Source organism: Blattabacterium cuenoti, from assembly GCF_014251575.1.
In the GTDB taxonomy this organism is placed as follows: Bacteria; Bacteroidota; Bacteroidia; order Flavobacteriales; family Blattabacteriaceae; genus Blattabacterium; species Blattabacterium cuenoti_N.
In genome coordinates, this window is sequence record NZ_CP059191.1 from 409436 (window position 1) to 423615 (window position 14180).

The window sequence follows — 14180 nt, forward strand, 5'->3', positions numbered from 1 at the left end:
ATTTATTTTTTTCTTCTTTGTAAAATATATTTATTAGAATATCTTTTTTTAGAACGAGTTCTAAAACCTTTAGAAGGTTTCCCTTTTCTACTTCTAGGTATTCCTCCAGATGCTTTTCCTTCTCCTCCTCCCATTGGATGATCTACAGGGTTCATTGCCACACCTCTAGTTCTAGGTCTTCTTCCAAAATGTCTTCTTTTTCCTGCTTTTCCATATGTTTCCAATTGGTGATCAAGATTAGAAACAACTCCAATTGTTGCCATACAACTTTTCATAATCATTCTCATTTCTCCAGATGGAAGTTTAATTGTAACATATTTTTCATCTTTTGCGAATAATTGAGCAAAAGAGCCTGCACTTCTCGCTATTTTTGCACCCTGACCAGGTCTAAGTTCTATACAAGATACATTAGTTCCTAACGGAATTTCACTCAAAAAAGTAGAATTTCCCATATGAAAAGGTATATTTTTACCAGAAATAACTTTTTGACCTATTTTAAATCCATCTATGGCTACAATATATCTCTTTTCTCCATCTTTGTAATGAAGCAAAGCAATGAAAGAAGATCTATTTGGATCATATTCTATAGATTTTATAACAGCAGGAATTCCAAATTTTCTTCTTTTAAAATCTATTATTCTATAGTTTCTTTTATGACCACCTCCTAAATAACGCATAGTCATTCGTCCAGTATTATTTCTTCCTCCAGATTTACATTTTCCTTTTACTAAAGTTTTTTCAGGATCATAATTTGTTACTTGATCAAAACAATTTACTATTCTGAAACGTTGACCAGGTGTTACAGGTTTTAATTTTTTGATTGACATTAGACTTCTTTTTTATTGATAAAATCAATTTTCTGATTTTCTTCAAATTGAAGAACAGCTTTTTTTATCTTATTAGTTTTTCCATAAAGAAATCCTTTTTTAGTATATTTTGATTTATCTTTTCTGGGATAAATCATGGTTCTAACATTTTTTACAGAAACCCCAAATTTTTTTTTAATTTCTTTCTTAATTTGAATTTTATTAGATTTCACATCTACAGACAAAATATAACAATTATTTTTATTTTCTTTGGTAAACTTTTCTGTAACAAAAGGCTTGATCAAAATCATAGTCCATAAATTTATATAGATAAAAACTCATTAATTTTTTTTATGGAATTTTCAGAGAAAACTACATATGGAAAATTTAACAGAGAAAAACAATCCAGTTCATTCACATTTAATAGTTTAAAGTTTTCTAAATTACGAGATGACAAATATAAATTTTTATTTTTTTCTCCAAGTACCATCAATAATTTTTTACCTTTTAATTGTAGTGATTTTAATAATTCTAAAACAAATTTAGTTTTTGGAATATTTAATTCAATATTTTCTACAATCTTGATTCTATTCTGTATTAATTTTTGTTCAATAATGAACTTTTTAACCCTATTTTTGGTATGTTTATTTAATTTGATTAAATATTTTCTTGGTTTTGGACCAAATACTCTTCCTCCTCCTCTAAAAATAGGATTCTTAATGTCTCCTTTTCTGGATCCACCGGTTCCCTTTTGTCTATGTAATTTCCTGTTACTACCGGATAATTCTCCTTTTTCTTTGGATTTATGTGTTCCTTGACGTTGGGCAAACAAATATCTTTTTACTTCTAAATATATAGAATGATCATAAGATTTTTTTGAAAAAATTTTTTCGTTAAATTCTACTTTTTTGTCAGTCAAATTCCCCTTGATATCTAGAACTCTTAATTTCATTTTTTTTTATTAATCATCAAATATGAATTTTTGTTTCCTGGAACTGATCCTTTCAAAATTATCAAATTTTGATGAGTATCTATTTTTAATATTTTTAAGTTTTTAATCGTTACATTTTTTTTTCCCATTTTTCCGGCCATTTTTTTTCCTTTAAAAACACGCGAAGGATCAGATCCAGCACCTATTGATCCAGGAGCCCTTAATCGATTGTGTTGACCATGACTTCTTTCTCCCACACCTGAAAAATTATGTCTTTTAACCACTCCTTGAAATCCTTTCCCTTTAGAAATTCCTTTAATATCAACTAAATCTCCTTCTTGAAAAGAATCTACACTAACTTTTTTTCCTAAGTCAAAATGAGAAACTGAATCTTCTTTGAATTCTAATAGTTTTTTTTTCGGAGATAATCCAGACTTCTTAAAATGACCTAACAAAGGTTTATTTGTTTTTTGAATTTTTTTTTCATCAACTCCAAGTTGAACAGAAAAATAACCATCATTTTCTATTGTTTTTATTTGCACTACATAACAAGGATCTACTTTTACAACAGTGCAAGGTACGCATCTTCCATCATCCAAGAAGATGCTTGTCATTCCTATATTCTTTCCTATTAATCCGGACATTTTTTTTACACTTTTATTTCAGCTTCAACTCCACTAGGTAACTCTAGTTTCATCAATGCATCTACTGTTTTAGATGAGGCATTATGAATTTGTAAAAGTCTTTTATGAGTAGGAAGAAAGAATTGTTCTCTTGATTTTTTGTTTACATGTGGAGAACGTAATACTGTAAATATTTTCTTTTCAGTAGGTAAAGGAACAGGTCCATTCAATACAACTCCCGTAGGGAGTACTGAATTAACAATTCTTTCAGCTGATTTATCTAACAAATTATAATCATAAGATTTTAATTTAATTTTTATATCATGACCCATATCACTTATTTTTTTGTTTTTTATTACGGTTTTCTATAATAATCCTATCTATTACATTAGTAGGAACCGTGTCATAATGAGAAAATTCCATAACAGATGTTCCCCTTCCGGAAGAAAGGGTTCGTAAAACTGTTACATATCCAAACATTTCAGATAATGGAACTAAAGCTTGAATTATCTTTATATTATTTCGGGTACTCATATCTTGAACTATTCCTCTTCTACGATTTAAATCTCCTATTACTTCACCCATGTTTTCTTCTGGAACAATTACTTCTAATTTCATAATTGGTTCTAATAAAACAGGATTAGTTTTTTTAGCTGCTTCTTTAAACCCTAATTTTCCTGCTATTTCGAAAGAGAGCTGATCAGAATCAACAGAATGATAAGACCCATCTAGAATAGTTACTTTAGCACTATCTATTTCATATCCAGATAAAGGTCCATTTTTCATCATTTCTTTACATCCTTTTTCTATAGAAGGAATATATTCTTTTGGAATGTTTCCTCCTTTTATCTTATTAATAAATACCAATCCAGATTTTCCTATATTTCCAGGTTCTAATCTAAACAATACATCTGCATACTTTCCTCTACCACCTGTTTGTTTCTTATAAATTTCTCTATGTTCGACACAATCTGTTAAAGCCTCTTTATACTCTACTTGAGGCTTCCCTTGATTAACTTCAACTTTGAATTCTCTTTTCATACGATCTAAAATGATTTCCAAATGGAGTTCTCCCATTCCAGAAATAATAGTTTGACCTGTATAATCATCTGTTCTAACTTGAAAAGTAGGATCTTCTTCCATTAATTTAGATAAAGCAAAAGTCATTTTATCAATATCAGATTTGAATTTAGGTTCAATGGCTAAACCAATAACTGGATCAGGAAACAATATATTTTCTAATAAAATTGGATGTTTTTCATCACATAAAGTATCTCCTGTTTTAATATCTTTAAATCCAACTACAGCTGCTATATCTCCAGCTCCTATTTTTTCTATTGGATTTTGTTTATTTGCATGCATTTGATATATTCTAGAAATACGTTCTTTATTACCAGATCTTGCATTAAAACTGTAAGATCCGGATTCTATTTTTCCAGAATAAACTCTGAAAAAAGCTAAACGACCTACAAAAGGATCACTTGCTATTTTGAAAGCTAAAGCAGAAAAAGGTTCATTTTCATTGGGTCTTCTTATTTCTTTTTTTTGACTAATAGGATTGATTCCCACTATATCCTTAACTTCTAGAGGAGAAGGTAAATATCTGCATATAGCATCTAATATAGATTGCACTCCTTTGTTTTTAAAAGAAGAACCACATAGGATAGGAATCACTTTCATTTTTATTGTATTCTTTTGTAAAGAATGAATAATATCATCCTCTGATATAGGATAATTATTGTATAAAAACTTTTCCATTATAACATCATCATGTTCGGATAGAGTTTCAATAAGTTGATTGTGATAATCATCAACTATACTTTTCATATCCTCCGGAATAGGATGAATTTGATAAGTCATTCCATAATTTTTATCATCCCATATTATAGCCTTACTTCCTATTAAATCTACCACTCCTATAAAGTTATCTCCACTTCCAATAGGAAGTTGCAACGGAATTGAATTAGCTCCTAAAATTTTTTTTATTTGAGAACAAACATTAAAAAAATCAGAACCTTGTCTATCCATCTTATTGACAAAAGCTATCCTAGGTATTCCGTATTTATCCGCTTGTCTCCATACAGTTTCTGATTGAGGTTCAACACCATCAACTGCGCTAAATAAAACGACCATCCCATCTAAAACTCTCATTGATCGTTCTACTTCCACAGTAAAATCTACATGCCCTGGAGTATCTATAATATTAATCTGATATTTTTTATTATTATACATCCATTCGCAACATGTAGCTGCAGATGTTATAGTTATTCCACGTTCTTGCTCTTGCTGCATCCAATCCATAGTGGCAGCTCCATCATGAACTTCTCCTATTTTGTGATTAATTCCCGTATAAAACAAAATCCTTTCTGTGGTAGTTGTCTTTCCTGCATCAATATGTGCTGCAATTCCTATATTTCTTGTATAATTTAAGTCTTTTTCCATAATAAATAACTAAAATCTAAAATGCGAAAAGGCTTTATTGGATTCAGCCATTTTGTGAATATTTTCTTTTCTTTTAATAGCTTCTCCTTGTTCTTTAAAAGCATCCCATATTTCAGAAGCTAACTTATTTGCCATAGTTTTTTCTTTTCTAATAGATGCGCAAGATATCAACAATTTCATTGCTTTTGTCATTTTGCTATTAGAGGAAATAGGAACAGGAACTTGAATATTAGATCCTCCCATCCGACGAGTTCTCACTTCTACATGAGGCATTACATTTTTTAATCCATCTTTCCATATTTCTAATGCTGATTTTTCTTCTCTTTCTTTTATTAAATCTATTTTTTTCATAGCATTATAAAATATTTTATATGCCACGTTTTTTTTTCCATTTTTCATCAAATGATTGACAAAACGTGTAACAAGTGGATCATTGAATTTTGGATCTGGCAAATATATTTTCTCTTTATTTTTTACTTTTCTCATTAATTCAACCTTTTTTAGGTAATTTAGCTCCATATTTACTTCTGCTTTTTTTTCTTCCACTGACTCCTGCTGTATCACGAGCACCTCGCACAATTTTGTACTTTACTCCTGGCAAATCTTTCACTCTCCCTCCTTTAACCAATACTATTGAATGTTCTTGAAGATTATGACCTTCTCCTGTTATATAACTAATAACTTCTCTTCCATTTGTAAATCTAACACGAGCTACTTTTCTCATAGCTGAATTTGGTTTTTTGGGTGTCGTAGTATAAACCCTAGTACAAACTCCTCTTCTTTGAGGACAAAATTCCAATGCAATAGATTTCCTTTTTTTAGAAACAGAAGTACGACCTTTTCTAATTAATTGTTGTATAGTAGGCATATTCTATATTTAGAACGCAAATTATGCTATTTAATAAAAAAATACAACTAAATCAATAAATTAACATCAAAAATTGTCAATATTAATTTTTTTGTTTTGAAAAGGATCCTCTTCGAATGATTGAATATTAAGTTCTTTGTAAATATAACGAAAAGTAGAAAGTAAACAAGGAAATCCATCTACAATAGCTATGTTATGTTCATAATGAGCAGATATTTTATTATCTAAAGTAGTAATTGTCCATTCATCTTTGTGAAAAGAAATTTCTGAAGAACCTAAATTAACCATGGGTTCTACAGAAAGCACCAATCCATTTTTTAATGGAAATCCTTTTCCTTTTTTTCCGAAGTTAGGAACTTGAGGTTCTTCATGCATTTCTTTACCTAACCCATGACCTACAAGATCTTTTACAACATTGTATCCATTCTTTTCAATATAAGATTGTATAGAATAACCTATATCTCCAATATGATTTCCGATTAAACATTTGGAAATTCCAATATAAAGAGATTTTTTGGAACAATTGAGAAATTTTTTTATATCGTTAGAAACAGTTCCAACTTCAAAAGTGTAAGCATGTTCTCCATAGAACCCATTCATATAAACACCACAATCTATAGACAAGATGTCTCCTTCACACAAAGGAGATTCATTAGGAATTCCATGGACTACTTGATGATTTGGAGAAACACATAAAGTATTTGGAAAATCATATAATCCTAAAAAAGCTGGTTTTCCTCCGTGATCACGAATAAAACCTTCTGCAAGTTTATCTAAATAAAGAGTATTTACCCCAGGTTTAACTTCTTTAGCTAACATTCCTAATGTTCTAGAAGCTAAAAAAGCACTTTTTTTGATTAATATTATTTCTTCAATAGTTTTTAACTGTATCAAAACACAATTATTTTTTTCGATATTTTCTAATAATAGAAGTTCCACTCATAACATGAGGAATAGGTAATTCCATTAATTGAAGTATGGTAGGGGCTAAATCGGGTAAAGAACCTTTATTTTTTAGCAATATATTTTGTTTTTTGATGTCTTGATCTAAAAGAATAAAAGGGACTAAAGATGTCGTATGAGCAGTATTAGGACTTCCATCGGGATTAATCATGTAATCTGCATTTCCATGATCTCCCACTATAATAACTGTGTATGAATTTTTTATTGCTTCTTCAGAACAAAATTTTGTATATTGATCAACATATTCACAAGCTTTTATTGTCTCTTTCATTTTTCCAGTATGGCCTACCATGTCTGGATTCGCAAAATTTAAACAAATAAAATCTGAGTTTTTTCTTTTTAATTCGGGAATAATTTTTTTTACAATATTTTTTGCGCTCATTTCAGGTTTTAAATCATAAGTAGAGACTTTAGGAGACTCACATAGAATTCTAGTTTCTTTATCAAAAGGGATTTCTCTTCCTCCCGAGAAAAAAAAAGTAACATGTGGATATTTTTCTGTTTCTGCTATACGAATCTGTTTTTTCCCTTCTTTTTCCAAAATTTCGCCTAATGTTTCTGTCAAACACTCTTTTTCAAAAAGAACATAAATATCTTTATATTTTGAATTAAAACAGGTCATAGTAATGTAATCAGATAAATTTAACTTTTTTATATCTGAAAAAGAATTATATCCAATAAAAAGTTCTGTGATTTGTCTAGAACGGTCTGGTCGGAAGTTAAAACAAAAAACAACATCTCCATCTTCTATTCTTGAAACAGGATTTTCTTGATTATCAGTAATTATTAAAGGAGGTAAAAACTCATCTGTCACTCCATTTTTATATAATTCTTCTATAGAAGAAAAGACATTTTTAGTATAAAAACCTTTTGAATAAACCATTGCATTATATGCTTTTTTAGTTCTTTCCCATCTATGATCTCGATCCATTGAATAATATCTTCCAATAACAGAAGATAATTTTCCAACGTATTTTCTAGTTTTTTTTAGAAGTTCTTCAATGTAAGAAATACTATTTTTTGGTGAAGAATCTCTACCATCTGTGAACACATGTATAAAAACATCTTTTATTCCTTTTTCATAAGCTATTTTAAGTAAAGCAAAAAGATGATTCATGTGTGAATGGACTCCTCCATCAGATAATAATCCAATAAAGTGGATTTTTTTTCTGGATAAATAAATTTTATCAAAAATAGTGCTTACCTTTTTTTTGAAAAATCCACTTTCAATAGATGCATTTATTTTTTCTAAACTTTGAATAACTTTTCTTCCAGATCCTAAACTTATATGACCTACTTCAGAATTTCCCATTTGTCCTTTTGGTAACCCTACATAAGATCCTGAAGCTTCCAATTTGCTAAAAGGATAATTATTACAACAATAATTAATAAATGGTGTGTTAGCTTGTTCTATAGCAGAAGAAGATAAATTTATAGAAGAAGAAATTCCCCAACCATCCAAAATTATCAACATTAGTTTTTTCATCCAAATTATTTTATCATTAAATTAAATACTTACTCTTTTGAAGAGATTTATTTTTATATTTTTATTAAATTTATTCAAATACTCCTGAATATTTATTTTATTATCCTTTATAAATTTCTGACTCATAAGAGTATTGTTTAAAATAAATTTTTTAATTTTTCCTTGGATGATCTTTTTCTCCATATTTTCTGATTTCCCTTTTTTTTTCACTTGATTTTTGATGATATCTATTTCTTTTTTCATTAGTAAATCTGGTATTTCAGACTCATTTATAGCTATAGGATTCATAGCAGTAATATGCATTGCTATATTTCTAGCTACAGATATATTTATTTCAGAAGAAAATCCAACTAATGTTGCAATTTTATGATTGTTGTGAGTATAATCTATGACAAATGGAGAATCTATTTTTTCAAAAATTTTTAATTCTAATCTTTCTCCCGATACACCCATATGACTAATAATCATTTCCTTAACAGTTTTTTTTTCATGGAAAAAACTGGATAAAAAATCTTCTTTAGTATGACATGTTAAAGACTTCTTAGATAGTATAGATAAAAAACTTAAAAATTCATAACTCTTAGATAAAAAATCAGTTTCACAACTAAGACCTATAATTGTTCCAGAAGAATAATCAGAATTTATAGAAGAAATAAGTGCTCCATCTTTTATTTGAAAGTGAGATCGATTAATTGCTATTTCTTCTCCCTTTTTTCTTAAAATAAGAATAGCTTCATCTATATTTCCTTTGGAATCAATCAAAGCTTTTTTGCAATCCATTACTCCAACCCCTGTCATTTTTCTAAGTTTTTTGATTTGAAATGCAGAAATTTTCATAATTTTTTATTTGTATAATTTTTTTCTTCTTTGCTGATTTCAATTCCATTTTGAATGGCTTCTGTAACAAATTTTAAAATAATATTTATAGATTTTGATGAATCGTCATTAGAAGGAATAGGATATTGAATTCCATTAGGATCAGTATTAGTATCAACCATAGCAAATATAGGTATTCTCAATTTTTGAGCTTCTGTTAATGCTATTTTCTCCTTATTTGGATCCACTAAAAAAATACCACCTGGTATATGACTCATGTTTGAAATACTTCCTAAGTTCTTATGTAATTTTTCATACAATCGACTAATTAATAGTCTTTCTTTTTTGGATAAAGTATTGAAAGTTCCATTTTTTTTCATTTTTTCTATACTATTCATCTTTTTAACAGATTTTCGAATAGTTGTAAAGTTTGTCAATAATCCACCTAACCATCTTTCTGTTACACAAGGCATATTTATACTTTTTGCATAAAAAGAAACCTTTTCCTTAGCTTGAGCTTTAGTTCCAACCAACAATATTTTTTTTCCAGTTATTGCTATTTTTTTTAATCCATTACAAGCCTCTTCCAGCTTATAAATTGTTTTTGATAAATCAATAATATGAATTCCTCCTTTTTTCATAAAAATAAAAGGACGCATATTTGGATTCCATTTTCGTGTAATATGCCCAAAATGAACACCAGCTTTCAACAAATCTTGAGTATTAATTTTCATTTTTATTTTTTCAGTTTTTTTATTTGTACTAACGTTTTGAAAATTGGTATTTTTTTCTAGCTTTTTTTTGACCAAACTTTTTTCTTTCAACTTCTCTAGAATCTCTAGTTAATAATCCCTCAGATTTTAATTTACTTCTATGTTTTAAATCAAATTGACAAAGGGCACGAGATATAGCAAGGCAAATCGCTTCTGCCTGTCCGTTAAATCCTCCTCCAACCACTTTTATATTCATATCAAATTGATTTAATTTATCGATCATCTTAATAGGATATAAAACTTTTTGATGAACATATCTTGGAAAATACTGATTCAATTTTTTGGAATTAATAGTTATTAATCCATTTCCCAGTTTTAAATAAACACGGGCAAGAGACCTTTTCCTTCTTCCTATAGTATGTATCATGATTTTTTTAATTAGACTTGAATAAAATAGGTTTTTGAGCTTTATGTTTGTGATTGGATTTTTGATATACATGAAGATTTTTCAAAACTGAACGTCCTAAACGATTTTTAGGAAGCATTCCTTTTACTGCTTTGTATATCAATATTCTAGAGTCTTTATTAAACAAATTTTTAACAAGAGTTACTTTTCTTCCTCCAGGATATCCAGTATAACGGATATATTTTTTATGATTCCATTTTTTTCCAGTGAGTCTAATACTGTTAGAATTGATAACAATAACATAATCTCCACAGTCTACATGTGGAGAAAAAAAAGGTTTATGTTTTCCTATTATAATAGAAGCTATTCTAGAAGAAAATCTACCAAGAATTTGATTAGTTGCGTCCATTATTACCCATGACTTCACTATTGAACTTCTTTTGGATGAAGCAGTCTTTAAACTTAACGGATCCATATTTTTTTATTTTCTTTAACTGTAATATAAGAAATTTTAAAAATATTCATAAAATGACTTTTTGTCATAAAAAAAATTTTTTTCAAAAGCTTTTTATTGTCATACATTCTTCCCCCTTTATTTGTAAAGGGTTTTATTTTCATTATGGCATAATGATTGGAGAGCTATTGATTGACTAATTAATATGAAAAAACGTAATAAAAATGAGTAAAATTATAGGAATAGATTTAGGAACAACAAATTCTTGTGTTGCTGTCATGGAAATTAATGATCCCCTTGTTATCCCTAATTCTGAAGGGAAAAGAACTACTCCATCTATAGTTGCTTTTGTAGAAGGAGGAGAAAGAAAAATAGGAGATCCAGCAAAAAGACAAGCGGTCACTAATCCACAAAAAACTATTTTTTCAATTAAACGATTTATGGGAAGAATGTATTCGGAAGTAACAGAAGAATTAAAACATATTCCCTACAAAGTTATAAAAGGAGGAAATAATACACCCCGTGTAGATATAGAAAAAAGATTGTATGCCCCTCAGGAAATATCAGCAATGATTTTGCAAAAAATGAAAAAAACAGCTGAAGATTATCTTGGAGAAGAAGTTAATAGAGCTGTAATCACAGTTCCTGCTTATTTCAATGATGCACAAAGACAAGCTACTAAAGAAGCAGGAGAAATAGCAGGATTAAAAGTGGAACGAATTATTAATGAACCTACTGCAGCAGCATTAGCTTATGGATTAGACAAAAGCAATCAAAATAAAAAAATAGTCGTATATGATTTAGGAGGAGGAACTTTTGATGTTTCTATTTTGGAATTAGGAGATGGAGTTTTTGAAGTTCTTTCTACAAATGGAGACACTCATTTAGGTGGAGATGATTTTGATCAAGTAATAATTGATTATCTTGCAAACGAATTTAAATCTAAAGAAGGATTAGATCTTAGAAAAGATCCTATGGCTTTACAACGTTTAAAAGAAGCTTCTGAAAAAGCAAAAATAGAATTATCTTCTTCTAACCAAACAGAAATTAATCTTCCATATATTACAGCAACAGGGTCTGGTCCAAAACATTTAGTTATTCTTTTAACTCGTGCAAAATTTGAGCAATTATCAGAAAAATTAATACAACGTTCTATCAATCCTTGTTCTAAAGCTTTAAAAGCTGCAAGTTTAACCACTAAAGATATAGACGAAGTTATTTTAGTAGGAGGATCTACACGTATACCTAAAGTACAGGAAGAAGTAGAAAAATTTTTCAAAAAAAAACCATCTAAAGGAGTAAATCCAGATGAAGTGGTTGCTATTGGAGCAGCTATACAAGGAGGAGTTTTAACTGGAGATGTACAAAATGTATTGTTATTAGATGTCACTCCTTTGTCTTTAGGAATTGAAACCTTAGGAGGAGTTTTTACAAAACTTATTGAATCTAATACTACAATTCCAACTAAAAAATCTGAAACTTTTTCTACAGCATCTGACAATCAATCAGCAGTAACTATACGAGTTGGACAAGGAGAAAGACCAATGTTCAATGATAATAAAGAGATAGGTCGATTTGATTTAGTAGATATTCCACCAGCTCCTAGAGGAATTCCTCAAATAGAAGTAACTTTTGATATAGATGCTAACGGTATACTTAATGTATCTGCAAAAGATAAAGGAACTGGAAAAGAACAATCTATACGTATTGAAACTTCTTCAGGGTTGAATCAAGAAGAAATAGAAAAAATGAAAAGAGAAGCGGAAGAAAATGCTCAAAAAGATGATAAAATAAAAAAAGAAATAGAAAAATTAAATCATGCTGATAATCAGATTTTTCAAACCGAAAAACAGTTGAAAGACTATGGAAATAAATTATCAGAAAATAATAGAAAAAATATAGAAGTTTCGTTAGAAGAATTAAAAAAAGCTCATTCCAAAAAAGATTTTTCTTCTATTGATAGCAGCATAAAAAAACTGAATGAAGCTTGGACTAACGCTTCTCAAGAACTTTATGCAAAAAAAAATAATAATCAGTCAAACAAAAAAGAAAATGATGAAAAAAGTGACAATAGTAAAGGAAATGAAAATGTACAAGATGTAGATTATGAAGAAGTGAAATAAAAATTGATAAAGGGAGTTGATTATGATTGGATAATGGAAATTTTAGTTTCCCCTCCAGAAACCTTTTCTCCCTTTTTCACTAAAATCACAGAATTTAAAGGTAAAAAAACATCAATTCTAGATCCAAATTTGATAAATCCAAATTCTTCACCTTTTTTCGCTATAGAATTTTTTCTTGCATAAAGAATAATACGTCTAGCCAAAAATCCAGCTATTTGCCTAAATAATACTTTTTTCCCCTTATTTGTTTCTACAACGATAGTTGTACGTTCATTATTCAATGATGATTTTTTGAACCATGCTATTAAGTATTTACCTGGATGGTATTTGGTATAAATCACTTTTCCAGATACAGGAAATCTATTAACATGCACATTAAAAGGAGACATAAAAATAGAAATGCATATACAATTTTTCTTTAAAAATTCAGTCTCAAAAATATTTTTTATTTCCACAATTTTCCCATCAGCGGGAGAAATTACTATTTCTTTTTCTTTGTCAAAATTTTTTTCATGAAAACTTTTTTTTGGATTTCTAAAAAAAAAGATCAAAAAAATATAAAAAATCATCAAAAAAATAAATGTTAAAAAAGAAATTAGATTGGAAAATAAAAAAAAAGAAATAAATATTAATGATAATATTATTATAAAAGCATAAACTAAAAATAAAATCCCTTCTCTATGAATCACTTTGAATATTCTTTTAAAATAAATAAACCAAACTAGCTACTATTGTAGCTATAACTGGAATTACAAAAATAAAACTATCTAATCTATCTAAAAATCCACCATGTCCAGGAAACAAAATACCAGAATTTTTTACGTTATAAGATCTTTTAATAGCAGATTCAACAAGATCTCCAATAGTAGAGAAGACAGGGACCGTAAAAGATAAAATAAACCAATATTTTTTCCCCCATATTTTATACAGAAAAAACCCCAATATTAAACAAAATAATAAACCTCCAATAAAACCTTCTACAGATTTTTTTGGAGAAATAGACATAGCTATTTTTCTTTTTCCCCATTTTCTTCCAATTAAATAGGATAAAGAATCATTTGTCCAGATTAAAATAAAAATACCTAAAATTAATTCTTTTCCATGATGTATGGTGGTATACATGTAAGAAGCTAAATAAAAAGGAATTATAATATAGACCAATCCAAAAGTTAAATGACTGATTTGTGTTATCTTTTCTAGATGAGAATATTTTTTAGAGAACAGTTGAATAACAAAAAAAATTATAGAATAAGGAATAAAACATATGATATATGAAATAAGTCCTTTTTTTATGAAAATATCCATTAAAATGGAAAACAAAAAAAACAAAGAAGTTACTTTAATTAAAATTATATCAGTACCTGATATAATCAAAAATTCGAATAGACAAAGAAAAGATAACATCATCATTACGATTCTGAAAATTTTATCTCCTTTCTCGATAGAAAAAATAATCAAAACAACATAAATAAAACCAGTAAAGAATCTTATTAAAAGATCTAAGTCTTTCTTTTTTTTCATTTCATATATCTAAGTTTTTTCTTAAATG

At 28.3% G+C, this 14180-nt stretch carries 17 protein-coding genes; 1 reads left to right on the top strand and 16 read right to left on the bottom strand.

The genetic code is table 11. The features are described 5' to 3' along the window. Positions 1 to 2: 2 nt before the first annotated feature. From rplB to rplM, 14 genes are all read right to left on the bottom strand, one after another. Positions 3 to 827 carry a 50S ribosomal protein L2 gene (gene rplB / locus H0H67_RS02010; protein WP_185859112.1) on the bottom strand — a complete coding sequence of 275 codons (825 nt, stop codon included), beginning with the start codon at positions 825 to 827 and terminating at the stop codon, positions 3 to 5. After that, positions 827 to 1117, bottom strand: a complete 291-nt coding sequence (gene rplW, locus H0H67_RS02015) for a 50S ribosomal protein L23 (RefSeq protein WP_185859113.1) — start codon at positions 1115 to 1117, stop codon at positions 827 to 829. Before rplW ends, rplB begins: the two co-directional genes overlap by 1 nt. 11 nt (positions 1118 to 1128) lie before the next feature. Next, positions 1129 to 1758 (bottom strand): 50S ribosomal protein L4, encoded by a 630-nt coding sequence (gene rplD / locus H0H67_RS02020; RefSeq protein ID WP_185859114.1) that lies wholly within the window; start codon positions 1756 to 1758, stop codon positions 1129 to 1131. Continuing rightward, a complete protein-coding gene (gene rplC, locus H0H67_RS02025; RefSeq protein ID WP_185859115.1) occupies positions 1755 to 2381 on the bottom strand; it encodes a 50S ribosomal protein L3 in 627 nt (208 codons plus the stop codon). Before rplC ends, rplD begins: the two co-directional genes overlap by 4 nt. 5 nt (positions 2382 to 2386) lie before the next feature. Continuing rightward, positions 2387 to 2692 carry a 30S ribosomal protein S10 gene (gene rpsJ / locus H0H67_RS02030; RefSeq protein WP_012840772.1) on the bottom strand — a complete coding sequence of 102 codons (306 nt, stop codon included), beginning with the start codon at positions 2690 to 2692 and terminating at the stop codon, positions 2387 to 2389. A gap of 1 nt (position 2693) precedes the next feature. Further along, complete coding sequence (fusA, locus tag H0H67_RS02035; protein WP_185859116.1) at positions 2694 to 4802, bottom strand: elongation factor G; 2109 nt, start codon at positions 4800 to 4802, stop codon at positions 2694 to 2696. Between the two features lie 9 nt (positions 4803 to 4811). Beyond that, positions 4812 to 5288, bottom strand: a complete 477-nt coding sequence (gene rpsG, locus H0H67_RS02040) for a 30S ribosomal protein S7 (RefSeq protein ID WP_185859610.1) — start codon at positions 5286 to 5288, stop codon at positions 4812 to 4814. A gap of 4 nt (positions 5289 to 5292) precedes the next feature. Then, positions 5293 to 5670 carry a 30S ribosomal protein S12 gene (rpsL, locus tag H0H67_RS02045; RefSeq protein ID WP_185859117.1) on the bottom strand — a complete coding sequence of 126 codons (378 nt, stop codon included), beginning with the start codon at positions 5668 to 5670 and terminating at the stop codon, positions 5293 to 5295. Positions 5671 to 5736: 66 nt separating this feature from the next. Further along, the gene (map, locus tag H0H67_RS02050; protein WP_185859611.1) at positions 5737 to 6564 is read right to left on the bottom strand and encodes a type I methionyl aminopeptidase; all 828 of its coding nucleotides are present in this window, start codon (positions 6562 to 6564) and stop codon (positions 5737 to 5739) included. 7 nt (positions 6565 to 6571) lie between these two features. Beyond that, on the bottom strand, positions 6572 to 8119 hold the full coding sequence (gene gpmI, locus H0H67_RS02055; protein ID WP_185859118.1) for a 2,3-bisphosphoglycerate-independent phosphoglycerate mutase: 1548 nt from the start codon (positions 8117 to 8119) through the stop codon (positions 6572 to 6574). A 21-nt stretch (positions 8120 to 8140) separates the two neighbouring features. Continuing rightward, on the bottom strand, positions 8141 to 8956 hold the full coding sequence (gene tsf / locus H0H67_RS02060; protein ID WP_185859119.1) for a translation elongation factor Ts: 816 nt from the start codon (positions 8954 to 8956) through the stop codon (positions 8141 to 8143). After that, entirely contained in the window at positions 8953 to 9669 is a 717-nt protein-coding gene (gene rpsB / locus H0H67_RS02065) for a 30S ribosomal protein S2 (protein WP_185859120.1), read from the bottom strand. Before rpsB ends, tsf begins: the two co-directional genes overlap by 4 nt. 28 nt (positions 9670 to 9697) lie before the next feature. Beyond that, positions 9698 to 10075, bottom strand: a complete 378-nt coding sequence (gene rpsI, locus H0H67_RS02070; protein ID WP_185859121.1) for a 30S ribosomal protein S9 — start codon at positions 10073 to 10075, stop codon at positions 9698 to 9700. Positions 10076 to 10082: 7 nt separating this feature from the next. After that, positions 10083 to 10529: a 50S ribosomal protein L13 gene (gene rplM, locus H0H67_RS02075; protein WP_185859122.1), complete on the bottom strand. Its 447-nt coding sequence runs from the start codon at positions 10527 to 10529 to the stop codon at positions 10083 to 10085. 203 nt (positions 10530 to 10732) lie between these two features. On the opposite strand from rplM, the gene dnaK reads away from it, so the two are divergent. After that, on the top strand, positions 10733 to 12631 hold the full coding sequence (gene dnaK / locus H0H67_RS02080) for a molecular chaperone DnaK (RefSeq protein WP_185859123.1): 1899 nt from the start codon (positions 10733 to 10735) through the stop codon (positions 12629 to 12631). 20 nt (positions 12632 to 12651) lie between these two features. On the opposite strand, the gene H0H67_RS02085 is transcribed toward dnaK, so the two are convergent. Then, positions 12652 to 13320, bottom strand: a complete 669-nt coding sequence (locus H0H67_RS02085; RefSeq protein ID WP_185859124.1) for a phosphatidylserine decarboxylase family protein — start codon at positions 13318 to 13320, stop codon at positions 12652 to 12654. Between the two features lie 13 nt (positions 13321 to 13333). Then, positions 13334 to 14152 carry a phosphatidate cytidylyltransferase gene (locus H0H67_RS02090; protein WP_185859125.1) on the bottom strand — a complete coding sequence of 273 codons (819 nt, stop codon included), beginning with the start codon at positions 14150 to 14152 and terminating at the stop codon, positions 13334 to 13336. Positions 14153 to 14180: the final 28 nt, after the last annotated feature.